This is a genomic window from Streptomyces sp. P9-A2 (assembly GCF_036634175.1).
In the GTDB taxonomy this organism is placed as follows: domain Bacteria; phylum Actinomycetota; class Actinomycetes; order Streptomycetales; family Streptomycetaceae; genus Streptomyces; species Streptomyces pratens.
Window position 1 is genome coordinate 2,548,874 of sequence record NZ_JAZIFX010000001.1, and the last position, 23,481, is coordinate 2,572,354.

The window sequence follows — 23,481 nt, forward strand, 5'->3', positions numbered from 1 at the left end:
TATCGTCATCAGAATGCGCTCGTACTCTCCTGATCTGACTCCTGGGTGGAAGAAGTCCCGGCCCGTCCCCGAGGTGCCGGCCGAGCCCGGTCTGGTCGTGGAGGAGCCCGGCAGCGGATTCTGCGGCGCGGTGATCCGCTGCGAGGCGGGCACGGTGACCCTGGAGGACCGCTTCGGCAAGCACCGGGTGTTCCCGCTGGAGCCGCGCGGCTTCCTGCTGGAGGGGCGCGTGGTGACGCTGGTGCGGCCCGCCGCCGGTCCGTCCCGGCCGACCCGTACGGCGTCCGGTTCGGTGGCGGTCCCGGGCGCACGCGCGCGCGTGGCGCGTGCCGGGCGCATCTACGTCGAGGGCCGGCACGACGCCGAACTGGTCGAGAAGGTGTGGGGCGACGACCTGCGCATCGAGGGCGTGGTCGTGGAGTACCTGGAGGGCGTCGACGACCTCCCGGCGATCGTCGAGGAGTTCGGTCCGGGCCCGGACGCACGGCTGGGGGTCCTGGTGGACCACCTGGTGCCGGGTTCGAAGGAGTCGCGCATCGCCGAGGCCGTCACCAGTGAGCACGCCCTGGTCGTCGGCCACCCCTACATCGACGTCTGGGAGGCGGTGAAGCCGTCGTCCCTGGGCATCCCCGGCTGGCCCCGGGTGCCGCGCGGCCAGGACTGGAAGACGGGGGTGTGCCGGGCCCTGGGGTGGCGTGTGGCGAACACCGGCGAGGCGTGGCAGCACATCCTCGGCTCGGTGCGCTCCTACAGGGACCTGGAGCCGGCGCTCCTGGGCAGGGTCGAGGAACTGATCGACTTCGTCACGGAAAGCGGTGGGGCCTGACGCCCGGGAAGGTGCCGAATTCACTGGTGTCCAGGCCGATGCCCAGCATGTCGAGCGGCAGTCGATCACCGAAGTCCAGCTTCAGCTGTGCCTTGTAGTCGGCTGCGTCCCCCTCTCCGACGGGCATCGTGAGCAGGACGCAGTGCTCCATGATCGGGTCGATGATGAGGTACCCGGGAACCTTGCCGGCGGCGTAGATCGACCGCTTGACGAGGTAATCCCGCACCACACTGGTCTTGGAGACGACCTCCACCACCAGCGTGATCAGCTCGGACGGCAGCAGCCGCCCTGCCTCGGGCGTGGCATCACGCTTGAGGACCACCAGATCCGGCACGGGCTCACTGGCCTCGTCGATGATGTCGACGTCCTGGGTCTGAAGGCGGGCCCACTGCTTGCGTGGGATCTGGTCCAGGACGTCTTCCACGATCATGTTGTGCACAAGATCGGGACCGGCCATCATGACGATTTCCCCCCGGAGAAGCTCGACCCTGGCCCCCTCGGGAGGCTCGAACTCCTCGAAGAACCTGGTCATCCCACGCTCGTCCACAGCGGTCATCTCCGTGGCCCTCCACATCCGCCGCGTCCTTTTAGCGGCAGCCTACGAACCAGGTTAGGGACCGAACCCGCGTTCCGTGGTGATTCACTCCGCCGAGTGATCAGTCCACCAGATCCCTGACCACGGCGTCCGCCAGCAATCGTCCGCGCAGGGTGAGGGCCGCGCGCCCCTCCTCGTACGGGCCCGGCTGGAGCAGGCCGTCGGTGCGGGCCCTGCCGGCGGCCCGGAGGCCCTCCGCGCGGAGCAGCGACAGCGGGACGCCCTCCTTGAGGCGCAGTTCCAGCAGGATGCGCTCCACCCGGCGGTCCTCCTCGGAGAGAATCTCGCGCCCGGCACCCGGTGAGCGGCCCTCGGCCAGGGCCGCCGCGTACGCGCCGGGGTGCTTCACGTTCCACCAGCGCACCCCGCCCATGTGCGAGTGTGCCCCGGGGCCCGCGCCCCACCAGTCGGCGCCGCGCCAGTACAGCTCGTTGTGCAGGCAGCGGCCCGCGTCCGAGGTGGCCCAGTTCGACACCTCGTACCAGTCGAATCCGGCCGCCGACAGAATCTCCTCGGCGATCAGATAGCGGTCGGCGTGGACGTCGTCGTCGGTCATCGGGACCTCGCCGCGCCGGATGCGGCGGGCGAGCTGGGTGCCCTCCTCGACGATCAGGGCGTAGGCCGAGACGTGGTCGGGGCCCGCGCCGAGGGCCGCGTCCAGCGAGGCCCGCCAGTCGTCGTCGGACTCGCCGGGGGTGCCGTAGATCAGGTCGAGGTTGACGTGCTCGAAGCCCGCCGCCCGCGCCTCGGCGACGCACGCCTCCGGACGGCCCGGGGTGTGCCTGCGGTCCAGGACCTTCAGTACATGCTGCCGGGCGCTCTGCATGCCGAAGGAGATCCGGTTGAAGCCGCCCTCGCGCAGGGTGGCCAGATAGGCGGGGTCGACCGACTCCGGGTTCGCCTCGGTGGTGATCTCGGCGTCCGCCGCGAGCCCGAACTCGTCACGGATCGCGGCCAGCATCCGTACGAGGTCGTCGGCGGCCAACAGGGTCGGCGTACCGCCGCCGACGAAGACCGTGCGGACCTCGCGCGGGTCGTCGCCGAGCACCTTGCGGGCCAGGCGGACCTCGTCGGTCAGCGTGTCGGCGTAGTTGTCGCGGGACGCCAGGACTCCCCCGCTGCCGCGCAGCTCGGTGGCGGTGTAGGTGTTGAAGTCGCAGTAGCCGCAGCGGGTCGCGCAGTACGGCACGTGCAGGTAGAACCCGAGGGGGCGGTCGGCGGCCCCGGCGAGCGCGAACGCGGGGAGCGCGCCGTCGGCGGGGACGGGATCGCCGTCGGGGAGTGCGGAAGGCATGTGCTCCATTGTCCCGCACTGGTCCCGGTCCTTTCCCGCGTCTCCTTTCCGCCCCTCCTTTCCGCTCCGCGTCGCGGGTGTCAGTCCGCCTGGAGCACGAGCAGGGCGAGATCGTCGGCCGGCGGCCGCTCGCCGAACTCGTGGACGAGCTGATGGATGCGTTCCGCCGTCAGCTCGGCGTCCAGTCCCACGCACCCGGCCAGCGCCGTGGCGAGCCCGTCCCCGTCGTCGAACTGGCGGGAGCCGGAGCGCCGCTCGGTGACGCCGTCGGTCACGCAGAGCAGGGTGTCACCGGAGCACAGCTCGAAGGTCTCGCTGGTGTAGGTGGCGTCCTCGACGACCCCGAGCAGGGTCTGCGGCTGGGCGACGGTACGGACCGTCCCGTCGGGCGAGAGCAGCAGCGGCAGGGGGTGCCCGGCGGAGCCGAGGGTGACACGGGCACGAACACGGCCGCCGCCGGCATCGGCACCGCCGCCGTCTCCGTTGCCTTCCTCACCTTCGTCTTCGACGAGGGTGAGCTCGCCGTAGAGGAGGGACAGGAAGCGGGTCTGGGGTCCGTCCCCGGGTGCGGTCGGGCGGGCGCCGGCGGCGACGAGGGCACGGGCGGCGGCGTCGGCGGCTTCCGTGGCGTCGTCCAGGAGCAGCTGGTTGACGCGGTCGAGGACGTCGGCGACGCGGTAGCCCTCGCGGGCGAGCAGCCGCAGCCAGGGGCGGGCCAGCCCGATGACGACGGCGGCCTCGGGGCCCTTGCCCTGGACGTCGCCGATGGCGAAGCACCAGCGGCCCTCACCGGCCTGGAACAGGTCGTAGAAGTCGCCGCTCGGTCCCCCCTTGTCGAGGGGCTCGTGGACGAACGCGGAGCGCAGGCCGGGGATCTCGGCGACGGCGCCGGGCAGCAGCCCACGCTGGAGCACGGCGGAGATGGTGGCCTGGCGCGCGTACTGCCGGGCGGCGCCGATGGCGAGCGCCACGCGCCGCCCGAGATCCTCCACCAGCCCGGTGACCTCGTCCGGGAACCGCCCGATCCCGGCCCGCCCGATCACCAGTGTCCCCAGCGGCCGCCCACCGGCGACGAGACGGTAGGCGAGGGCGGTACCGAGGGCGGTGCCTGGGGCGGTGCCTGGGGTGGTGCCTGGGGTGGCCACGGAGACGCCGTAGTCGTACGGCAGGGTGTCGTACGACACTTCCGGCAGGCCGAAAGGCGTCTCCGGCAGACCGAAGCCCTCCGGCAGACGGCCGAGTCCGGCCTGCGGCGGGTCGAGCGCCTTCTCGGGCCAGGGGTAGCCGAGCGGGCCGGGGCACAACGGGTCGGAGAGAGGCGGCGGATTCTGCTCGAGCGCCCTGCTCAGTTCCTCGACGCGGCTCTCGTCCGCGTGCCAGACCCGGACGAGGCGGGGCCCGCCGGCCCGTGACCCGTCGCTCCAGTCGCCATGGCCGGTGCTCTCGTCCTCCAGCCACACCGCGCACCAGTCGGCCAGCCGCGGCACGATCAGCTGCCCGGTGAGCGCGGCGACGAGATCCTCGTCGAGCTGCCCGGCGAGCAGGTCGGACGCCTCGGCCAGGAACGACAGCGCCCCGCGCCCCAGCCAGGCCCCGTCCCGCCGGTACGGCCGGGACGCACGCCATGCCTCCCCGTCGGCCCCGTCCCGCGCAACGGGGACTCCGGCCCCGCGCGGTAGCCCCGGCTCCGACTCCCCCTCGTACGCGTACGCCTCGATCCAGTCGTCCGCACCTGCCGATTCGTCGATGCCGTCCGAGTCGCCCACGTCGTCCGTGCCGTCCACCGCGAGGCCCCGGGCCGGGATACGGGCCCAGACCGACTTCGTGTGCGTGCCGGGCCGGTAGGTGATCCCCCAGGCTTCGGAGAGCGCGGCCACGAGCCGCAGACCGCGCCCGTGGTCGGCGCTCTCGGGGCCCTCGCCGGGCGGCGCGTCCGACTCGCTGTCGCGCGGGGAGCGGGAGGGGTGGCGGTCGGCGACCTCGATGAGGAGCGCGCCGGTCTCCGCCTCGAGCCGGCAGCTCAGCCGTACCTCGGTCCCGGCGTGCACGACGGCGTTGGTGACCAGTTCGCTGGCGATGAGCGTGGCGTCGTCGCCGGCCCGGGTGGTGAGGTGCTCGGCACCGGGCAGTGCGCTTTCCGTCCACTCGGCGAGCGCCGCCCGCACCAGGGCCCGCGCGGACCCCGGGGCGAGAGGGCCGCCGGTCAGGGTCGCGTCCGCCCGCGCATAAGCCCGCGTGGACGCCTCCGAGGCGACACACGAGGTCTCCCGTTGCGTCGGAATGGCCCCCATGGGCAGCTCCCGGACTGTTCGTACGAATACACCTCGATCAATACCGTCAGGGTGACAGACCGACCCTACCCATAAGCAACGAGTTACCGAAGTGGACCACCGAGAGCGGGAACAGTGCCCCACACCCGGTCAGGAACTGGCCGAAAATCGATCACTTTCGAGCAATCACGTCGGAACGCTCAGATGCGCTGAACGTAGGGAGCCCGCCACGCGGGCGAAGGGTCCGCGCCGAGCTCCGTCCAGTATTCGCGGCCGCTGGTGATCAGACCGTCGTGAACGGTCCAGAAGGACGCCACCCGGTGAACGCCCATCGTGTCGTGCGGGACCTCGACCTCGGAGACCACGTCGTCCCCGGACGACACGATGCGCAGGACGTCGATCGACCATCCCTCCGGGTACTCCGCGTTGATCCGCACGTAGTTCTCCCGGCCGAGGATGCGCTCACCGCTGACCGGCCACTCCACGACGACATCGGCTGCCAGCAACTCGCCGACGCCTTCCCAGTCCCGGTCCTGCATGCGACCCCAGAGCATCCGAACAGTGGCTGCAGATTCCATGACCGCATCCTGCACCGCACCACTGACAGCGGGGTCGGGCTCCCGCCACCGTAATTCGATGGCGTGCGCGCACCAGCGTGCCCACCCTGTTCCCGTGACAGAACCCAAGTACCGGATCCGCGCCCTGCACACGGACTCCACGATCACCGTCCACCAGGCGTACCCGCCGGAGATCGGCCTGCCGGCGGCCGGGGAAGGCCGTTTCCCCCCGGTGCGGCAACGGGACCGGATGACATGAGCCATCAAGCCGCGTTCACAGACCTTGCACGTCTCCGGGCACCTGACGACGGCCACACGTAGCTGATTGCCCTGGTTGGAACGAACCGGGGGGCGTCTTGTGCGATAGGGATCGCCTCAGCACCGCAGACCACGAATAGCCGCCCTTTGTGAATCCGGTGTCTGAAGAAGGTGGCCATGAGACCGGCAACTCGCACGGTGCTGCGGCTGGTGTGCTCCGCTGTAGCGAGCAGCGGTCGAAAATCGGTGGCCACCTGAGCCGGCCGCCCCCACGCTGTACGCCATGGAAGAACCGCACCGCGGGATCCGCGCGCTCCACACGGCATCCACGATCACCGTCTACCAGGCGTACGCCCCGGAAATCGGACTGCCTGCCGTCCGCGACGGCCGCTTTCCGCCCGCGTGGCTGCGGGATCGCATGACGTGGATTAAGCCCAGCTTCCTGTGGATGATGTACCGCTCCAACTGGGGCACGAGCACCGGGCAGGAGACCGTTCTTGCTGTGGAGATCGCTCGCGACGGCTTCGACTGGGCGCTGCGCCACGCCTGTCTGTCGAGCTACGTCCGCGGGCTGCACCCTGATCGAAGCACCTGGCAGCGCGACCTCAAGCGCGCACCGGCCCGTGTCCAATGGGATCCCGAACGCGATCTGAACCTACGTCCCCTGTCGTACCGCTCGCTGCAACTCGGGCTCTCGGGTGAGGCCGCGACGCGTTACGCGGACGAGTGGACCCTGTCCATCAGAGACGTGACACCACTCGCCCGCGAAATCCGCACGCTCGTCAGTCGCGGCGATACGGCCTCCGCGACACGGCTGCTTCCCCAGGAACAGCGATATCCCGCCAGCGACGAACTGCTGGCCCACCTGTGTCCCTGACCAGCGATCCGAACAAGGGGAGGTCGGCATCGCTCAGGGGTTGTAACTGCTCTCGAATGAGTGTTCATAAGTGTCTTTTAGGTGTTATGAGTGCTGTATGGTCTCGTGTATGAACCTGACGGAATGGGCGCGCGCACAGGGAATCGCCCCGCGTACCGCGTATCGCTGGTTCCGTGAGGGCACGTTGCCGGTCCCTGCGGAGCGAGTGGGGCCGCGCACGATCCTGGTCAACATCGACGCGAACACCTCACCCTCGGCGACAGGTGGTGTGGGCCTGTATGCCCGCGTCTCCTCTCACGATCAGAAGGCCGACCTGGAGCGGCAGACCGCCCGCTTGTCGGCGTGGGCCGCAAAGGCCGGACACCAGGTCGTCCGTGTCGAATCCGAGATCGCCTCGGGCATGAACGGCGCCCGTACCAAGGCGCGTCGCCTGCTGGCCGACCCGAAGGTGACCACCGTGGTGGTGGAACACAAGGACCGCCTCGGCCGCATGAACGTCGAACTCGTCGAAGCCGCACTGTCCGCCACTGGCCGCCGACTCGTTGTCCTCGGTGACGGCGAAGTCGAAGACGACCTGGTACGCGACATGGTGGAGGTACTGACCTCGTTCTGCGCCCGCTTGTACGGCCGCCGCAGTGCGAAGAACCGTGCCGAGAAGGCCCTGGAAGCGGCTGCCGCCGATGAGTAAGAAGCAGATCCGTACCCTCGACGATCCGTTCGTCGCCCCCGGCCCGTCCGGGGTGGCGATACGTGACCGCCTCAAGCAGCTCACTCCAGAAGACGAGAAGGTGTTGCGCCTGGTCGGCGGACACCTGGGGCGCCTGGCATCGCTGGACCTCAAGCAGCGGTGCTCCGACGGCCTGGAGCACAACAGTGACATGTGGGCGGCCCGTAAGCAGGCACTGACGGCCGAGTCGTCCTCACGCTGGGCCGGGAGCATCACGAAGGCGACCCACGATCAGTGGGCGCTCTCCCGGCGTTGTCAGCTTGCGCACCTCCAGGGCCTTGAGGCCGGTGCGCGGACGCTGATGCACCGCCTGTCGCAGCCCATCGGGGAGAAGGGAACCAAGCGGGCTCCGGGCGGCTACCGGTCGAAGGGAGAGTGGTTTTACAAGTCCCGACGCCTGGCGGTCCTGGAGCACCGTCTCGACGTGGCTCGCGCTGAGCGTGAGGCCGGCGTCGTGCACGTCGTTCGCGGCGGCAGGCGGATGCTCAACACCCGGCACAACCTGGAAAAGGCCGGGCTCACCGAGGATCGGTGGCACGAGCGTTGGGAGGCCGAGCGCTGGTTTTTCGCCGCCGACGGCGAATCCGGGAAGCGGTTCGGGAACGAGACGATCCGCGTCACCCCGGACGGCGAGGTGTCCATCAGGCTGCCGGCACCGCTCGCCCACCTGGCCAACAGCAAGCATGGCCGGTACGTGCTCGCCTCGAAGGTCGCCTTCGTCCACCGGGGCGGCGAGTGGCGCGACCGCATCGAGCAGAACCGGGCCGTCGCCTACCGCGTCCACCTCGACGTGCGGCGCGGCCGCTGGTACCTCACCGCCTCGTGGACCAAGCCCGTCGTCAAGACGGTTCCGCTGGAGACCGCCCGCGCCCGGGGCATGGTCGGTGTGGACACCAACGCCGACCACTTCGCCGCCTACCGGCTCGACCGGCACGGCAACCCGATCGGCTCTCCGCGCCGCTTCGCCTACGACCTGTCCGGCACCGCAGAGCACCGCGACGCCCAGATCCGGCACGCCCTCACCCGGCTCCTGCACTGGACCAGGCAGACCGGCGCGCAGGCGGTCGGGATCGAGAACCTGGACTTCGCCGCCGAGAAGACCCGTGAGAAACACGGCCGCAAGAAGCGGTTCCGGCAGCTCATCTCCGGCATGCCCACCGGCAAGCTCAAGGCCCGCATCGTGTCCATGGCCGCCGAACACGGCATTGCCATCGTCGCCGTCGACCCGGCGTACACCTCCATGTGGGGCGACCAGCACTGGCGCAAGCCCCTCACCGGCAAGACCCGTCACATGACCCGCCATGACGCCGCCTCGGTGGCGATCGGCAGACGCGCCCTCGGGCACCCGATCCGGCGACGGACGGCACCGCCCCGGCATCACCAGAGCGATGGTGCCGGGCATCGGACCGTCCAGGCCGATCGTGGTGACCGAGGACGTGAGGAAACCCGCCACCCCGTCACGGAACGTGCACAGGATGCACGCCGCCGGACAGGGACAACCAGAACGCGGGAGACCAGCACATCCAACACCGTTCGGGATGCGCGCAGTTCCGGGACGTGGGTCCAAGACCCACTCCTGGACACTGTTTAGGAACGGTTACATGGCAGCACAGGCTCACTGGGACGGAGGGCAAGCCAGATGACCTCCCGCCTCAGGGCCGCTGTCCGTCCCACCCGCGAGGCGAGGTACACGCTGGCAGCCGTTCTCGGTCATGCGAGCAGCATGGATGAGGTCTGTGAACGCGGCTTGATGACCCACGTCATTCGATCTCGCTGCCAGGCTGCGGGGAAGCGGCCCTCCCGGGCTGCGGGCAGGCCGATCTCCGGTTGGATAGGCCTGGTGGACGATGACCGTGGAGTCGGTGTGGCGGGCGCGGATCCGGTGCTTGATTTCTCCCACGGTGACAGCGTGCGGAACCTGTTCGACGCGCGCCATCGAATTATCCGGGCACTCAGTCGCGTTCCGCGCCACGCGTAGCGACGGTGCAGCCGTCGACACCCCGACCACCACGTCACTATGCGTTCCACGGTCCAGCGACGGCGGCCCGGCCGACGCGACCCCTCGACGTCTCGACGGGCCGCGTGAGGTGCCGTCACCATCCGGGCCGAGGCGTACGGGTCAGGCTCGGGGTGGCAGGACTCGCGCGGGGCCCGCTCCGGCGGGGCCTCGCAGCTCGGCCCAGACGGTCTTGCCGGAGGGGTGACGGGGTGTGACCCCCCACCGGGCAGCGAGTGCGTTCACGAGGAGCAGTCCCCGACCGTGCTCGCCGGTCGGGCACGAGGTCTCCGCCGGGGCGGGCAGCCGCTCGCCCCGGCAGTCGGCGACCTCGACCCGCAGGGTGCTCACGCAGCTTCCGGGGAGCGGGGTGAGGGTCATCGTGAGCAGGAAGTCCCGCCCAGGCACGACACCGTGCGTGACCGCGTTCGCGGCGAGTTCACCGACGACCAGTGCGGCGGACTCCAGATGTTCGCTGCCCGTGGCCCACCCCCAGTCCGACAACTTCTGGACCGCCAGCAGGCGTGCGAGGCGCGCCCCGTGCCGCGTCGAACTGAGCTGCCGGCTGAAGCGCGCGGGAGGGGACGCGATGGGAGACGAGAGGCGATGGTCACCGATTTCATACTTCATGTGACAGAGCGTGTCCAAGTGGTCGTACGCTGACCAGAGGAATCATCGGTACCACAGGCGCCTGTACCGCCGCTGACGGTTGCGTGTCCGTACTGACGGAAGTAACCGTGCGGCGCGCGAGCGAGTTGGGGGACGAGTGACGACATCAGGATCCCGGCAGAACGACACCGGAAACCACCCTGCTGACACTCCGGAGGACGCAGACGGCCTGCTCGACCTGAACCGGGCCGTGGGCAGGCAGGTCAAACTGCTGCGGGAACGGGCAGGCATGACCCAGAAGGAGTTGGGCGACCGGCTGGGGTACAGCGAGGACCTCGTCTCCTCCCTGGAGCGCGGCCGGAGAACGCCTCAACCGGAGTTCCTCGACGCGGTGGACGGCCTGCTCGACGCCGGAGGGATGCTGAAGGCGACGAAGGAGGACGTCGCGCGGGCGGAAGCCCGTGCCCGGGTCCGCCACCCGGCGTGGTTCCGGGACTATGCGCGGCTGGAGGCGGAGGCGGTAGAGATCAACTTCTACAACAACCACGACATCCCCGGGCTGTTCCAGACCGAGGGGCGCACCCGCGCCTTGTACGAGATGCGCAAACCTCTGCTCGACGAAGAGATGATCGAACAACGCGTGGCCTCACGCATGGACCGCCAGGGAGTCCTGACCCGACGTCCCCTTCCCATACTGACCGTGGTGATCGAAGAGGTGGTACTCCGTCGACCGCTGGGAGGGCGCGAGGTCCACAAGAAGCAGTTGGGCCGACTGCTCGAACTCGGACGGCTGCGTACCGTCGAGTTGCAGGTCATGCCCACGCACCGGACCGAACACTCAGGCATGGGAGGCTCGTTCACCCTGCTGATGCCGAGGGGGAAGCCGCAGGTGGCGTATACGGAAGTGCAGACCTCCGCACGGCTGGCCACAGAGCTGGACGAGGTCCGTATCCTGGCCGCACGCTACGGCAGCATCAGGGCCCAGGCGCTCACTCCGCGAGAGTCTCTGACCCTGATCGAGAGGATGCAGACGGAAGATGCGCACTGAGAGCCGTCGACGACTTGTCTGGCACAAGAGCAGCTACAGCGGTAACGAAGGCGGCGAGTGCGTCGAAATAGCCGTCACCCCGGGAACCGTCCACGTCCGCGACTCCAAGGACCTGGACCGACCGCAGCTCACCGTCCACGCGGCCGGCTGGACCGCGTTCGTGAACTTCGCGACGGACCGCTGAGCCCTCCCCAAGACCTGTCCGGAAAAGCGTGAGCACTTCGGCCACCACTGCCCATATTCCGCTCATTTGAGCGCTTAAGTGACATTAGGTCGTGGGCTGCTCACGCCTCTCGCGTGCCCGAGTGCATCTCGTCAATGAGGTGCCGGTACTCGTCTGCTCGCGCTCGGCCACAGGGGCGCTTCAGCCTCAGGCTCAGGCTGATCTCGCCATGCTCGATGTCGCGGAGCGGGAAGCGGGTTTCCCTCCCTCCGGGAAGACCCTCGCCGTCGCGACGAGCAGTGAAGTGTCTCTGTGGACCCGTCGAGCCGAGCGCAGCAACGGCAGCAACGCCCAGCGCTGACCGGTCCGCGACCCGGGCTCCGCACCCGAGCGAGCCAAGAGGTCTGTGAACACGCCTTGACGTGGGGCATCAAGCCGCGTTCGCAATCCGTTCCGCAGATGGAAACCGGTGGAACGGGAAGGCGGGCTGTCGGCGTCGTCTGAACGGTGACCCTCTGGCGGCGGATCAAAACTGACTCACTTCGTGGCATCCATACCAACCTGATCTTGATTGGAGATCGGGAGGAGAGGGTGATCCAAGTGGAGGACTGGGCAGAGATCCGCAGGCTGCACCGGGCCGAGGAGATGCCGATCAGGGCGATCGCAAGGCATCTGGGCATCTCGAAGAACACCGTGAAGCGGGCGCTGGCCACCGACCGGCCGCCGGTGTATTCCCGGCCGCTGAAGGGCTCGGCGGTCGACGCGGTCGAGCCGCAGATCCGTGAGCTGCTGAAACAGACCCCGACGATGCCGACGACGGTGATCGCGGAGCGGATCGGCTGGGACCGCGGGATGACGATCCTCAAGGACCGCGTCCGCGAGCTGCGGCCCGCCTACCTCCCCGTCGATCCGGTCTCGCGCACCACCTATCAGCCCGGCGAGCTGGCCCAGTGCGACCTGTGGTTCCCGCCGGTCGACATCGCGCTCGGCTATGGCCAGTCCGGGCGGCCACCGGTGCTCGTGATGGTCTCGGGCTATTCGAGGATCATCGCCGCGCGGATGCTGCCGAGCCGGACGACAGGTGATCTGATCGACGGTCACTGGCAGCTGCTGACCGGCTGGGGCGCGGTGCCGAAAATGCTGGTCTGGGACAACGAGGCCGGTATCGGCCAGGGCAAGGTCACCGCCGACTTCGCCGCCTTCGCCGGACTCCTCGCGGTCAGGATCTTCCTCTGCCGGCCCCGTGACCCAGAAGCGAAGGGGCTGGTCGAGAGGGCCAACGGCTACCTCGAGACGAGCTTTCTACCCGGCCGCACCTTCAGCGGACCCGGCGACTTCAACATCCAGCTCGAACAGTGGCTGGCCATCGCCAACCGGCGCATCCACCGCACCCTTGGCACCCGCCCCATCGAGCGGTGGGACGCCGACCGGGCCGGCATGCTCGCCCTCCCACCCGTCGACCCGCCCCGCTGGTCGCGCTTCTTCACCCGCATCGGACGCGACCACTACATCCGCGTCGACACCTGTGACTACTCCGTGCACCCCCTGGCGATCGGCAAGAAAGTCCAGGTCACCACCAGCACCGAGGAAGTCGTCGCCACCCTCGCTCCCGGCGGGGCCGTCGTGGCCCGCCATGCCCGCTGCTGGGCCAAACACCAGACCATCACCGATCCCGACCACGCCCGCACCGCCGCTGCCCTGCGCGGTGAGTACCGCCACCACACCGCGGCCCGGGCCGCCCGACTCCGCGCCACGGCCGCCGCCGACCACCTGGTCGACGTCGAGCAACGCGAACTGACCGACTACGACCGCGTGTTCACCCTCATCGAGGGCGACGCCGGCCGCGACGAGACCGGGGACGGGGTGTCCTGAATGGCCCGCACCACCACCAAGCCCACCGCCTCCTCGCAGAAGACCGGCAACGGCCGGACCGGCGAGCAGACCGCATCCGACCTGGCCTTCTACTCCCGTGCGATGAAGGCCCCGGCCCTGCTGGACGCCGCCGAGCGCCTCGCCGAGCGGGCCCGCACCGAATCCTGGACCCACGCCGAGTTCCTGGCCGCCTGCCTGCAGCGCGAAGTCGCCGCCCGCAAGAGCCACGGCGGCGAGGCCCGCATCCGCGGCGCCCGTTTCCCCGCGATCAAGACGATCGAGGAACTCGACGTCACCCATCTGCGCGGCCTGACACGACAACAGCTCGCGCATCTGGGCACGTTGGACTTCATTACCGGCAAAGAGAACACAGTTTTCCTGGGACCACCGGGGACGGGAAAGACCCATCTGGCGATCGGGCTCGCGGTCCGCGCCTGCCAGGCCGGCCACCGCGTCGCATTCGCCACCGCCGCCGAATGGGTCGACCGCCTCGCCGCCGCCCACCACGCCGGAAACCTCCAGGCCGAGCTCACCAGACTCGCCCGCTACCCGCTGATCGTCGTGGACGAGGTCGGCTACATCCCCTTCGAAGCCGAGGCCGCGAACCTGTTCTTCCAGCTCATCTCGAACCGATACGAACGCGCGTCCGTGATCGTCACCAGCAACAAGCCCTTCGGACGCTGGGGAGAGGTATTCGGCGACGAGACAGTGGCCGCCGCGATGATCGACCGCCTCGTCCACCACGCCGAGGTCCACTCCCTCAAAGGCGATTCCTACCGCATGCGTGGACGGCAACTCGGCCGGGTCCCCACCGCCACAACAGAAACCGACTGAACCACCACCAACCACACGCCACACGGGTCACGGTTCAACCGACCAGGATGGGTCCGCGTTCAACCGCCGCCGACACGGGCACGCTCACCGGTGCGCGGCACGGGTGAGCGTGCCCCACGTCACGGACTGGCTGTGCCGAGCGGGCGTCCGCCGGCCGGGCCCGCGTCGTTGCCTACGAGGTCTGCGTTCCGGCCCCACCTCCACGGGACGAGCTGAAGAGCGCCGAACACCACCTCGACGCCAAAGAACAGCCACAGGATCCGCGACGCGCCGTGGACCAGTGCGTATGCCTGCCACGTCGCGAACAGGGTGCGCGCGATGCCGTCGAACAGTCCGTGCTCCGGCAGCGGCCCGACGATGCGCAGAACGGCCCAGACGACCACCACCGAGCCCATCAGGTTGGCGAACAGGGTCTGCCACAGGTCGGGTTCGGGTAAAGCGCCGAGCCCGAGTGCGCTGCCGCCCGATGACAGCGCGTCGTGTACCAGCGCGTAGGTCCACGGGGTTGCGAATCCCGCCGTGACGACCAGGTCGTACCAGGCGCTCGTGCGTACGACGCGGAGGTAGGCGGGGTGCGTGGGGACGCGAAGACGGCTCACGATGAGGCTCCTGCTGGTCCGGTGGCGGCGATGCCTCACGCTAAACAGTGGAGTACGGTCCAAGGTCAAGCTCGGCATCCGACGGAGGGGCATGCGCATCGGGGAGCTCGCCGCGCAGGCAGGCATGACCAGAGACACGATCCGGTTCTACGAGAAGGTCGGCCTTGTCGAAAGCCGGCGTCTGTCCAACGGGTATCGCGACTTCCCGCCCGAGACGGTGGCCTGGCTGCAGTACATCCGCACTGCGCAGGCGCTCGGATTCTCCCTGGCGGAGATCGCGCGGACCGGCGAGAAATTACGCGAGGCACCGGACACCGCGGTAGCGCTGTCCGCGCTCTTCGAGGAGAAGATCCAGGTCATCGAAACCCGTATCACCGAACTTGCCGCACTGCGGGCCGACCTGGCCGCGCGCGTCGGTACTGGATGCCCCCTGCGGACGTCCGGCCGGTCCGCCGGAGCAGCGGATCGAGGGCGTCACGGCTCCGGGCGGTATGTAGCGACCGACGGGATTGATCGACCGGGCGGGCAAGCCGATCACCATGGACATGCGCGGGATTGATCGACGACTGCCGGTAGTCCCGGCGGTCCGTCCAGGGCTCGCTCCGCGAGAAAGGGCTGTGAGCACGGTTCGACATGGATCGAGCCGTCGTTCCGTGGATGATGTACCGCTGCGGACGGGGCACCGAGGAAGGCCAGGAAACCGTTCTCGCCGTCGAGGCCACCCGGGAAGGCTTCGAGTGGACCCTGGAACACGCCTTCCTGTCCCACCACGAGCACGGGCTCCGCGCCGACCTCACGAAGGGCCCTCTGCCCGGGCACGGGGAGGTGGGCCGGCAGAAGGTACGCACAGGGCCGATTAGGTTGGGCGCATGACGAGCCTCGCTCATCCGCAACTGTCCGGGCTGGGGCGGAACCCGGCGGCCCCGCAGGATGTACTGGTGCGCTTGGCCGCACACGCGGCCGGCCGACATGGGATATCACTGCGTCGCGGGCGGCTGGCGGACGCGGTCGTCGAGGCTCTGCTGACGCACGGCGGCAGGGGAACCGCGACAGGCCTCCACGGGGACCGGCTCTCCCCGGCGATGCGCCGCAGGGTCGCCGAGCATCCAGATCCGGCGATCCGTGACGCGTACCCGGACTTCGTCCGAGGCACGGTGGACCTTGGGGTTCCGCTCGGCATCGACGCCTTGGAGGAAACCTACGGCCGGCCCCGGGCGGTACTCGCCGGCGCGCCGAGCCCGAAGCTGCGCGCCGCGGTCGCACGCAGCTGGCACGACCGGCCTCCCACCGTGCAGGAGGGGCTGCTCGCCGACCCGGATCCACAGGTCCGCGCGGCCGCCACCGAGCACAAGCAGCCTGGTGTCCCGCCCGAGTGGAGGGACCGTTGTCTTGCCGACCCGGCCGTGCGCGCCAACGTGGCACGCTACGTCCCCCTCGCCTCGGACCGGTTCGCACAGCTCATGCGGAGCGAGGACGAGACGGTCCATCAGGCCGTCGCCGGAAACCCGCATCTGTCGGCGGAGATGGTGGCCCGGCTCCTGGACATCGATGATCCGTTCGTGCGCGTCGCGGTGGCGCAGAGCCGCCATGTGGACGCCGAAACCCGGGACGGACTGTACGCGCTCGTGGAAGCCGAGCTCGCGGACGGAAACATCGAGGCCGAGGTGGCTCTGAGCTGGAACTTCACCGGGCCGGACTGGCTGCGCGATGTGCCCCTCGAGGAACGGATGACCTACCTGGACTGCCCGTACGCGGCATTCCGGCGCGTACTGGCCTCCTGCCACGACCTGCCCGAAGAGGCATGGCACCGGCTGGACAACGATCGGGAGCTCATGGTCCGCCGTGCTGCCGCCCGTCGACCGGATGCACCACCGGAAGTCCTGGAACGGCTGGTCCGCGCCCACGGCGACGTGTTCCACATCCGACCACTGCTCGTCGATCACCCCAACTTCCCTCGTCACACACTGCACACGTTCGTCGACGAACCCAGCCCGAACGCACGCTACGTCGCCCTGCAGGACCCGGAACTGCCCGTGGCATCCCTTCAGCGACTCGCCGGCGATTCCGAACCCTTCCTGCGTCGCGGGGTCGCCCGTCATCCCAACGTCACGGAAGCGCTGCTGGAGCAACTGCTGTCGGACAGGGATCCCGAGGTCGTCGACGACGCCGCTGCCAACTCCGCGCTGCGGCTCTCGCCGATGCACCGAATCCTCGCCACTGCCGGCTTGTGATTCCAGACAGCACGAGGCGCGCCCTCACTCCCCAGAGCCGCCGCGAGGCCGCGGACCTGCCGGGCAGCCGTCACCACCGGCCCGACCCTGCCCTGGAGTTCGGGCGTAACGGACCACTGAGCCTCCCCAGGGTGTGTCCGGGAAGCACGCCACTGGACCACACTGTCCGTGCTGTGCAAGGAGCCCCGAAGCCTCCAGCCATGCGTCAAAAGCGTGAGCACTTCGGCCGTTCCTGCCCACGCGCCGCTCGTTCGAGTGCTCAAGTGGCATTGGGCTGCCGGCTGCTCACACTCTTCCGCAGGGCCTCCGCTTCCGGCTCCGCGGTTCCGAGAGCGCGCGTTCCGCCCCGGTGCTCACGTCCTGCGGGGGCGTCCCGTGCGGCTCACGCCTCGCGGGCGCCCGCGTACATCTCGTCGATCAGGTGCTTGTACTCCCGCTCGACCACCGGGCGCTTCAGCTTCAGGCTCGGGGTGATCTCGCCGTGCTCGATGTCGAGGTCGCGGGGCAGGATGCGGAACTTCTTGATGGTCTGCCAGCGCTGGAGGCCCTCGTTGAGCTGCTTGACGTAGCCGTCGACCATCTCGACCGTGGCGGGCGCGGCGACGATCTCCGCGTAGGGCTTGCCCCCCAGGCCGTTCTCCTGGGCCCAGGGCGCGAGGGCCGCCTCGTCGAGGGCGATGAGGGCGGTGCAGTAGTTCCGGTCGGCGCCGTGTACCAGGATGTTGGAGACGTACGGGCACACCGCCTTGAACTGTCCCTCGACCTCGGCGGGCGCGATGTACTTGCCGCCGGAGGTCTTGATGAGGTCCTTCTTGCGGTCGGTGATGCGCAGGTAGCCGTCGGGAGAGAGCTCGCCGATGTCGCCGGTGTGGAACCAGCCGTCGGACTCCAGGACCTCGGCGGTCTTCTCGGGCAGGTTGTGGTAACCCTCCATGATGCCGGGGCCGCGCAGCAGGATCTCGCCGTCGTCGGCGACGCGCACCTCGGTGCCGGGCATCGGCTTGCCGACGGTGCCGGTGCGGTAGGCCTCGCCGGGGTTGACGAAGGAGGCCGCGGAGGACTCGGTGAGGCCGTACCCCTCCAGGATGTGGATGCCGGCGCCGGCGAAGAAGTAGCCGATCTCGGGGGCGAGGGCCGCCGATCCGGAGACGCAGGCGCGCAGGTTGCCGCCGAACGCCTCACGGATCTTGGCGTAGACGAGCTTGTCGGCGACGTTGTGCTTCGCGGTGAGGCCGAAGGGGGCACTGGCGGTGCCGGTGCGGCGGAAGTTGTCCTGGGTGACCTTGGCGTACTCGCGGGCGACGCCGGCGGCCCACTGGAAGATCTTGTACTTGGCGCCGCCGCCGGCCCGTGCCTTGGCGGCCACCCCGTTGTAGACCTTCTCGAAGATGCGAGGGACGGCCGCCATGTAGGTCGGCTGCACCACCGGCAGGTTCTCGATGATCTTGTCGACGCGGCCGTCGACGGCGGTGACGTGGCCGACCTCGATCTGTCCCGAGGTGAGTACCTTGCCGAAGACGTGCGCGAGCGGCAGCCACAGGTACTGCACGTCGTCCGGCCTGACCAGCCCGGTCGTGGCGATCGCCTTCGCCATGTACGACCAGTTGTCGTGCGGCAGGCGTACGCCCTTGGGGCGGCCGGTGGTGCCCGAGGTGTAGATGAGGGTGGCCAGCTGGTCCTTGGTGAGCGCGGCGACCCGCTCCTTGACCAGCCCGGGGTCCTTCTCCAGCCGGGCCGCCCCCCGGCGCTCCAGCTCGGCGAGGCTGATCACCCAGTCGTCCGTCTGGACGCCGTCCGTGTCGATGACCACGACCTGGCCGATGTGGGGCAGCTCGGCGCGCTTCGCCACCGCCTTGGCGACCTGCTCGGCGTTCTCCGCGATCAGCACCCGGCTGTCGGAGTCCGACAGGATGTAGGCGGACTCCTCGAGGTTCGTCTGCGGGTAGACGGTGGTGGTGGCGGCGCCCGCGCACATGATTCCGAGGTCGGCGAGGATCCATTCCACCCGGGTGGCGGAGGCGAGCGCCACCCGCTCCTGCGGGTTCACGCCCAGCTCGATCAGTCCGGCCGCGATGGCGTTGACCCGCTCGGCGGCCTCGGCCCAGGTGAGCGACTTCCAGTCGTCGGGGCCCTCGCCGGTGGCGGACGGGACGGGGTAGCGATATGCCTCGGCGTCCGGTGTGGCGGCGACACGCTCCAGGAAGAGGGTCGCCACGCTCGGCGGCCGGTTCTCGATCAAAGTCTGTGTGTCGCTCAAGACATCCTCCGGGGCCCGCGACGGTGCGGCTGGCTCAGATGCGGCTGGTGTACGACTGACGTGCGGGTGGTGATCGGCTGGTTACACTCACGTACCCTTGTTTAACTCGCGAGTAACCGTCGGGCAGGGACAGAGTAAAGGCCCACCGGCGGCTGCGTAAGGGGCCACGGCCTGTCACTTCGCACAGAGATCCCTTTGACGCGTCACAACGGAACCGACGACGGGCCGGCCACAGGACCCCGCCCACGGGCCGGCCGCGAACGCGGAAGGGCCCGCCGTGCGTGCGCACGACGGGCCCCGCTCCGCCCGGAAGCGGCCGGAATCGCTCCCCCGGGAACCCCCGGGAACCCCCGGAGCCCCCGGTGACCCCCGGCGGCCCCAGTGACCCACAGCAGCCCGGTTACTTCTTGCCCTTGCCCGATCCCGCGTTCTCGTCGCTGGAGAGAACGGCGATGAATGCCTCCTGCGGGACCTCCACGGCACCCACCATCTTCATCCGCTTCTTGCCCTCCTTCTGCTTCTCCAGCAGCTTGCGCTTGCGCGAGATGTCACCGCCGTAGCACTTGGCGAGGACGTCCTTGCGGATGGCGCGGACGGTCTCGCGGGCGATCACCCGGGAACCGATGGCGGCCTGGACGGGCACCTCGAAGCCCTGCCGCGGGATCAGCTCCCGCAGCTTGGCGACGAGCCGCACGCCGTACGCGTACGCCTGGTCCTTGTGGGTGATCACCGAGAAGGCGTCCACCTTGTCGCCGTGCAGCAGGATGTCGACCTTGACCAGGCTGGAGGACTGCTCGCCCGTGGGCTCGTAGTCCAGCGAGGCGTAGCCGCGGGTCTTGGACTTCAGCTGGTCGAAGAAGTCGAAGACGATCTCCGCGAGCGGCAGCGTGTAGCGGATCTCGACCCGGTCCTCGGAGAGGTAGTCCATGCCGAGCAGGGTGCCGCGCCGGGTCTGGCACAGCTCCATGATCGCGCCGATGAACTCGGTGGGCGCGAGGATCGTGGCCCGCACCACCGGCTCGAAGACCTCGTCGATCTTCCCCTCGGGGAACTCGCTCGGGTTGGTGACGATGTGCTCGGCACCGTCCTCCATGATCACGCGGTACACCACGTTGGGCGCGGTGGCGATCAGGTCGAGCCCGAACTCGCGCTCGAGGCGCTCACGGATCACGTCGAGGTGCAGCAGGCCCAGGAAGCCCACGCGGAAGCCGAACCCGAGGGCCGCGGACGTCTCCGGCTCGTAGACCAGGGCCGCGTCGTTGAGCTGGAGCTTGTCCAGCGCGTCGCGCAGCATGGGGTAGTCGGAGCCGTCCATCGGGTACAGGCCGGAGAAGACCATGGGCTTGGGCTCCTTGTAGCCGCCCAGCGCCTCCTCGGCCCCCTTGTGCTGGCTGGTGATGGTGTCACCGACCTTGGACTGGCGGACGTCCTTCACACCGGTGATGAGGTAGCCCACCTCGCCGACGCCGAGACCGTCGGAGGACAGCATCTCCGGCGAGTTCGTACCGATCTCCAGCAGCTCGTGCGTCGCGCCCGTGGACATCATCCGGATGCGCTCGCGCTTGTTGAGCTGGCCGTCGATGACCCGGACGTACGTCACGACGCCGCGGTACGAGTCGTAGACCGAGTCGAAGATCATCGCGCGGGCCGGGGCGTCCTTGACGCCGACCGGGGCGGGAATCTCGGCGACCACCCTGTCGAGCAGCGCCTCGACGCCGAGCCCGGTCTTGGCGGACACCTTCAGCACGTCGTCGGGCTCGCAGCCGACCAGGTTGGCGAGCTCCTCGGCGAACTTCTCGGGCTGCGCGGCCGGCAGGTCGATCTTGTTGAGCACCGGGATGATCTTGAGGTCGTTCTCCATCGCCAGGTACAGGTTGGCGAGGGTCTGCGCCTCGATGCCCTGCGCGGCGTCCACCAGCAGGACCGTGCCCTCGCAGGCGGCGAGCGACCGCGACACCTCGTAGGTGAAGTCGACGTGCCCCGGCGTGTCGATCATGTTGAGGATGTGCGTGCTGCCCTTGTCGTGAGTGGGCGCCCACGGCAACCGCACCGCCTGGGACTTGATCGTGATGCCGCGTTCGCGCTCGATGTCCATGCGGTCGAGGTACTGGGCGCGCATCTGCCGCTGCTCGACCACACCGGTCAGCTGGAGCATCCGGTCGGCGAGCGTGGACTTTCCGTGGTCGATGTGCGCGATGATGCAGAAATTGCGGATCAGAGCCGGGTCGGTACGGCTCGGCTCGGGCACGTGGATGGGGGTCGCGGGCACGCAGGGTCCTGATTCTTGAGGCGTCCGCAGTGTCTGCGGTCTCGGGTCGGATCGGATCTATACGTAGCTTCCATGGTCCCACGGGCGAGGGGTGTGGCGCCCCTGGTGGGAAACAGAAGCCCGGCCGGTGCCGGACCGGGCCTGTGCCGGACCAGAGCCGTGCCGGACCGGGCCTGTGCCGGAGCCGTGCCGGACCGGAGCCGTGCCGGACCGGCGGGGCCGGGTTTGGGCCGCTCGTCGGACCGCTGGTAACGTGGGGCGTTGTGTCTCTTGCCCTCTCGGTGCGGGGCACGTCTCAAGAAATTCACCGGTCCGGGACCCGTGCGGCCCCGGACCAGAACCTGTAGAGGCTCATTCGTGGCGAACATCAAGTCCCAGATCAAGCGGAACAAGACCAACGAGAAGGCCCGGCTGCGCAACAAGGCCGTCAAGTCCTCTCTGAAGACCGCGATCCGCAAGGCTCGTGAGGCCGTCGCCGCGGGCGACGCCGAGAAGGCCGCCGAGTACCAGCGCGTCGCCGCGCGTCAGCTCGACAAGGCCGTCTCCAAGGGCGTCATCCACAAGAACCAGGCCGCCAACAAGAAGTCGGCGCTGGCTCACAAGGTCGCGCCCCTCAAGGGCTGAACCACTCGCTGATCTGATCGGATTCGATCCGACCGCCGGCAGGACCCAGGGCGGGCCCTCTCTCTCCGCCCCCGACCGGCACCCCGAGCCTGTACGCGGCCTGCGTTCGCCACGCGGGTACGGGCTCCGAGCTTCACCGAGGACCCCGCTCCGCCCGCCCTTCCCCGGGCGGCGGAGCGGGGTCCTCGGCTTTGCACGGAGCAGTGGCACAGGGCGAGCAGTGGTACGGAGCAGTGGCACGGGCCAGAACGTCCTACGCCCGGCCCTTCGACCTGGCCGCGCGGGCGATGATGACGACCGCCTTCTCCAGGGCGTACCCCGGGTCCTGCCCGCCGCCCTTGACTCCGGCGTCCGCCTCGGCCACCGCGCGCAACGCCACGGACACGCCGTCGGGGGTCCAGCTCCGCATCTGCTGCCGCACCCGGTCGATCTTCCACGGCGGCATGCCCAGCTCCCGCGCCAGATCGGCCGGTCTGCCCCCGCGCGCCGACGACAGCTTCCCGATCGCCCGTACACCCTGGGCGAGCGCGCTGGTGATCAGCACCGGTGCCACCCCCGTCGCCAGCGACCAGCGCAGCGCCTCCAGCGCCTCCGCCGCCCGCCCCTCGACCGCGCGGTCGGCGACCGTGAAGCTCGACGCCTCGGCCCGCCCGGTGTAGTACCGGCCGACGACGGCCTCGTCGATCGTGCCCTCGATGTCCGACGCCAGCTGGGACACGGCCGCCGCCAGCTCCCGCAGATCGCTGCCGATCGAGTCGACCAGCGCCTGGCACGCCTCCGGTGTGGCCGACCTCCCGGTGGCCCTGAACTCGCCCCGCACGAAGGCCAGCCGGTCCGCCGGCTTCGTCATCTTCGGGCAGGCCACCTCCCGCGCCCCCGCCTTGCGCGCCGCGTCGAGCAGGCCCTTGCCCTTGGCGCCGCCCGCGTGCAGCAGGACGAGCGTGATCTCCTCGGCGGGCGCCCCGAGGTACGCCTTCACGTCCTTGACGGTGTCGGCCGACAGGTCCTGCGCATTGCGCACGACCACGACCTTGCGCTCGGAGAAGAGCGAGGGACTGGTCAGCTCGGCGAGGGTGCCGGGCTGGAGCTGGTCCGGAGTGAGATCGCGTACGTCCGTGTCGGCGTCGGCCGCCCTCGCGGCGGCCACCACCTCCTGCACGGCACGGTCGAGCAGGAGGTCCTCCTGGCCCACGGCGAGCGTCACCGGGACGAGAGGGTCGTCTTGAGCTGTCTTCCTGGCCATCGCGACAAGCATCGCACGCACCACTGACGGCGATGGTCGTCGACCTCACGACGCCGGGTCAGGGCTCTTCGCGCCAGCCGTCCCACTGAGCCGCGAACTCGTCCAGCGCACCGGGGTCCAGCCGTTCCCTCTCGTCGCGCAGGACGACGAGCCACTGGGCGTCCTCGGCGTCGTCCTCACCGGCAAGGGCGTCCCGGACGAGCTGCGGCTCCTCGTCGACGCCGAACCGCTCACCCAACTCCTCCACCACCGCTTCCGCGGCATCCCGGTCGGGCAGCACCAGCACATGTCTCACATCGCTCACGGCAGCCATTGTGTCGGGCACCCGGCGG

At 69.5% G+C, this 23,481-nt stretch carries 22 protein-coding genes and 3 pseudogenes; 14 read left to right on the forward strand and 11 right to left on the reverse strand.

The annotated features are described in order from the left end of the window. The first annotated feature begins 13 nt into the window (after positions 1-13). The gene (locus V4Y04_RS11605; protein ID WP_332427528.1) at positions 14-826 is read left to right on the forward strand and encodes a DUF3097 domain-containing protein; all 813 of its coding nucleotides are present in this window, start codon (positions 14-16) and stop codon (positions 824-826) included. On the opposite strand, the gene V4Y04_RS11610 is transcribed toward V4Y04_RS11605, so the two are convergent. The 4 genes from V4Y04_RS11610 to V4Y04_RS11625 all read right to left on the reverse strand — a co-directional run bounded on the left by V4Y04_RS11610 (position 804) and on the right by V4Y04_RS11625 (position 5,563). Next, positions 804-1,382 carry a Uma2 family endonuclease gene (locus V4Y04_RS11610; RefSeq protein ID WP_332427530.1) on the reverse strand — a complete coding sequence of 193 codons (579 nt, stop codon included), beginning with the start codon at positions 1,380-1,382 and terminating at the stop codon, positions 804-806. The two genes, V4Y04_RS11605 and V4Y04_RS11610, sit on opposite strands and share 23 nt — an antisense overlap. 100 nt (positions 1,383-1,482) lie before the next feature. Beyond that, entirely contained in the window at positions 1,483-2,715 is a 1,233-nt protein-coding gene (hemW, locus tag V4Y04_RS11615) for a radical SAM family heme chaperone HemW (RefSeq protein WP_332427532.1), read from the reverse strand. Positions 2,716-2,795: 80 nt separating this feature from the next. Continuing rightward, a complete protein-coding gene (locus V4Y04_RS11620; protein ID WP_332427534.1) occupies positions 2,796-5,006 on the reverse strand; it encodes a SpoIIE family protein phosphatase in 2,211 nt (736 codons plus the stop codon). A 179-nt stretch (positions 5,007-5,185) separates the two neighbouring features. Beyond that, positions 5,186-5,563, reverse strand: a complete 378-nt coding sequence (locus V4Y04_RS11625; protein ID WP_332427536.1) for a nuclear transport factor 2 family protein — start codon at positions 5,561-5,563, stop codon at positions 5,186-5,188. A 94-nt stretch (positions 5,564-5,657) separates the two neighbouring features. Between V4Y04_RS11625 and V4Y04_RS11630 the strand changes: the two genes are divergently transcribed. The 4 genes from V4Y04_RS11630 (at position 5,658) to V4Y04_RS11645 (ending at position 8,995) form a co-directional block, all read left to right on the forward strand. Further along, on the forward strand, positions 5,658-5,801 hold the full coding sequence (locus V4Y04_RS11630; RefSeq protein WP_332427538.1) for a DUF4291 family protein: 144 nt from the start codon (positions 5,658-5,660) through the stop codon (positions 5,799-5,801). A gap of 282 nt (positions 5,802-6,083) precedes the next feature. Then, entirely contained in the window at positions 6,084-6,677 is a 594-nt protein-coding gene (locus tag V4Y04_RS11635) for a DUF4291 domain-containing protein (protein ID WP_332427539.1), read from the forward strand. 109 nt (positions 6,678-6,786) lie between these two features. Further along, positions 6,787-7,365: an IS607 family transposase gene (locus tag V4Y04_RS11640; protein ID WP_332427102.1), complete on the forward strand. Its 579-nt coding sequence runs from the start codon at positions 6,787-6,789 to the stop codon at positions 7,363-7,365. After that, a complete protein-coding gene (locus V4Y04_RS11645) occupies positions 7,358-8,995 on the forward strand; it encodes a transposase (protein ID WP_332427100.1) in 1,638 nt (545 codons plus the stop codon). Before V4Y04_RS11640 ends, V4Y04_RS11645 begins: the two co-directional genes overlap by 8 nt. Positions 8,996-9,147: 152 nt before the next feature. Here the strand turns inward: V4Y04_RS11645 and V4Y04_RS11650 are convergent. Then, positions 9,148-9,340, reverse strand: a pseudogene (locus V4Y04_RS11650) (DUF4291 family protein); the annotation flags it as partial. Positions 9,341-9,523: 183 nt separating this feature from the next. Next, positions 9,524-10,030 (reverse strand): ATP-binding protein, encoded by a 507-nt coding sequence (locus tag V4Y04_RS11660; protein WP_332427540.1) that lies wholly within the window; start codon positions 10,028-10,030, stop codon positions 9,524-9,526. Positions 10,031-10,166: 136 nt separating this feature from the next. Here V4Y04_RS11660 and V4Y04_RS11665 point away from each other — a divergent pair, with 136 nt between their 5' ends. The 5 genes from V4Y04_RS11665 to istB all read left to right on the forward strand — a co-directional run bounded on the left by V4Y04_RS11665 (position 10,167) and on the right by istB (position 13,926). Next, a complete protein-coding gene (locus V4Y04_RS11665; protein ID WP_332427541.1) occupies positions 10,167-11,057 on the forward strand; it encodes a helix-turn-helix domain-containing protein in 891 nt (296 codons plus the stop codon). After that, positions 11,047-11,241, forward strand: a complete 195-nt coding sequence (locus tag V4Y04_RS11670) for a DUF397 domain-containing protein (RefSeq protein ID WP_332427542.1) — start codon at positions 11,047-11,049, stop codon at positions 11,239-11,241. The genes V4Y04_RS11665 and V4Y04_RS11670 overlap by 11 nt, the downstream gene beginning before the upstream one ends. A gap of 208 nt (positions 11,242-11,449) precedes the next feature. Continuing rightward, the gene (locus V4Y04_RS11675; protein WP_332427543.1) at positions 11,450-11,581 is read left to right on the forward strand and encodes a hypothetical protein; all 132 of its coding nucleotides are present in this window, start codon (positions 11,450-11,452) and stop codon (positions 11,579-11,581) included. Between the two features lie 230 nt (positions 11,582-11,811). Next, complete coding sequence (gene istA / locus V4Y04_RS11680) at positions 11,812-13,092, forward strand: IS21 family transposase (RefSeq protein ID WP_332427545.1); 1,281 nt, start codon at positions 11,812-11,814, stop codon at positions 13,090-13,092. Beyond that, on the forward strand, positions 13,093-13,926 hold the full coding sequence (gene istB / locus V4Y04_RS11685; RefSeq protein ID WP_332427546.1) for an IS21-like element helper ATPase IstB: 834 nt from the start codon (positions 13,093-13,095) through the stop codon (positions 13,924-13,926). A 119-nt stretch (positions 13,927-14,045) separates the two neighbouring features. Here istB and V4Y04_RS11690 read toward each other — a convergent pair whose 3' ends face one another. Then, a complete protein-coding gene (locus V4Y04_RS11690) occupies positions 14,046-14,525 on the reverse strand; it encodes a hypothetical protein (RefSeq protein WP_332427547.1) in 480 nt (159 codons plus the stop codon). A 91-nt stretch (positions 14,526-14,616) separates the two neighbouring features. Between V4Y04_RS11690 and V4Y04_RS11695 the strand changes: the two are divergent. The 3 genes and pseudogenes from V4Y04_RS11695 to V4Y04_RS11705 all read left to right on the forward strand — a co-directional run. Next, a pseudogene (locus tag V4Y04_RS11695) lies at positions 14,617-14,970 on the forward strand (MerR family transcriptional regulator); the annotation flags it as partial. A gap of 186 nt (positions 14,971-15,156) precedes the next feature. Next, positions 15,157-15,317, forward strand: a pseudogene (locus V4Y04_RS11700) (DUF4291 family protein); the annotation flags it as partial. Between the two features lie 77 nt (positions 15,318-15,394). Then, positions 15,395-16,756: a variant leucine-rich repeat-containing protein gene (locus V4Y04_RS11705; RefSeq protein WP_332427548.1), complete on the forward strand. Its 1,362-nt coding sequence runs from the start codon at positions 15,395-15,397 to the stop codon at positions 16,754-16,756. A gap of 382 nt (positions 16,757-17,138) precedes the next feature. Here the strand turns inward: V4Y04_RS11705 and V4Y04_RS11710 are convergent, their stop codons facing one another. After that, positions 17,139-19,013 (reverse strand): AMP-dependent synthetase/ligase, encoded by a 1,875-nt coding sequence (locus V4Y04_RS11710; protein ID WP_332427550.1) that lies wholly within the window; start codon positions 19,011-19,013, stop codon positions 17,139-17,141. A 400-nt stretch (positions 19,014-19,413) separates the two neighbouring features. Beyond that, a complete protein-coding gene (gene lepA, locus V4Y04_RS11715; protein WP_332427551.1) occupies positions 19,414-21,282 on the reverse strand; it encodes a translation elongation factor 4 in 1,869 nt (622 codons plus the stop codon). Between the two features lie 357 nt (positions 21,283-21,639). Between lepA and rpsT the strand changes: the two genes are divergently transcribed. Next, entirely contained in the window at positions 21,640-21,906 is a 267-nt protein-coding gene (gene rpsT, locus V4Y04_RS11720) for a 30S ribosomal protein S20 (RefSeq protein ID WP_332427552.1), read from the forward strand. A gap of 253 nt (positions 21,907-22,159) precedes the next feature. On the opposite strand, the gene holA is transcribed toward rpsT, so the two are convergent. Both holA and V4Y04_RS11730 read right to left on the reverse strand, forming a co-directional pair. Then, positions 22,160-23,149, reverse strand: coding sequence for a DNA polymerase III subunit delta (holA, locus tag V4Y04_RS11725; protein WP_332427554.1), 990 nt, complete (start codon positions 23,147-23,149; stop codon positions 22,160-22,162). Positions 23,150-23,207: 58 nt separating this feature from the next. Beyond that, positions 23,208-23,453 (reverse strand): hypothetical protein, encoded by a 246-nt coding sequence (locus tag V4Y04_RS11730; RefSeq protein WP_332427556.1) that lies wholly within the window; start codon positions 23,451-23,453, stop codon positions 23,208-23,210. Positions 23,454-23,481: the final 28 nt, after the last annotated feature.

Bases quoted from the DNA above. Each gene is read 5' to 3' on its own strand.
- holA (WP_332427554.1), bottom strand. From the start codon at position 23,149: ATGGCCAGGAAGACAGCTCAAGACGACCCTCTCGTCCCGGTGACGCTC.
- V4Y04_RS11605 (WP_332427528.1), top strand. From the start codon at position 14: ATGCGCTCGTACTCTCCTGATCTGACTCCTGGGTGGAAGAAGTCCCGG.
- V4Y04_RS11625 (WP_332427536.1), bottom strand. From the start codon at position 5,563: ATGGAATCTGCAGCCACTGTTCGGATGCTCTGGGGTCGCATGCAGGAC.
- V4Y04_RS11670 (WP_332427542.1), top strand. From the start codon at position 11,047: ATGCGCACTGAGAGCCGTCGACGACTTGTCTGGCACAAGAGCAGCTAC.
- V4Y04_RS11635 (WP_332427539.1), top strand. From the start codon at position 6,084: ATGGAAGAACCGCACCGCGGGATCCGCGCGCTCCACACGGCATCCACG.
- V4Y04_RS11620 (WP_332427534.1), bottom strand. From the start codon at position 5,006: ATGGGGGCCATTCCGACGCAACGGGAGACCTCGTGTGTCGCCTCGGAG.
- V4Y04_RS11645 (WP_332427100.1), top strand. From the start codon at position 7,358: ATGAGTAAGAAGCAGATCCGTACCCTCGACGATCCGTTCGTCGCCCCC.
- V4Y04_RS11705 (WP_332427548.1), top strand. From the start codon at position 15,395: ATGACGAGCCTCGCTCATCCGCAACTGTCCGGGCTGGGGCGGAACCCG.
- V4Y04_RS11675 (WP_332427543.1), top strand. From the start codon at position 11,450: ATGCTCGATGTCGCGGAGCGGGAAGCGGGTTTCCCTCCCTCCGGGAAG.
- istB (WP_332427546.1), top strand. From the start codon at position 13,093: ATGGCCCGCACCACCACCAAGCCCACCGCCTCCTCGCAGAAGACCGGC.
- hemW (WP_332427532.1), bottom strand. From the start codon at position 2,715: ATGCCTTCCGCACTCCCCGACGGCGATCCCGTCCCCGCCGACGGCGCG.
- V4Y04_RS11640 (WP_332427102.1), top strand. From the start codon at position 6,787: ATGAACCTGACGGAATGGGCGCGCGCACAGGGAATCGCCCCGCGTACC.
- V4Y04_RS11660 (WP_332427540.1), bottom strand. From the start codon at position 10,030: ATGAAGTATGAAATCGGTGACCATCGCCTCTCGTCTCCCATCGCGTCC.
- V4Y04_RS11610 (WP_332427530.1), bottom strand. From the start codon at position 1,382: ATGACCGCTGTGGACGAGCGTGGGATGACCAGGTTCTTCGAGGAGTTC.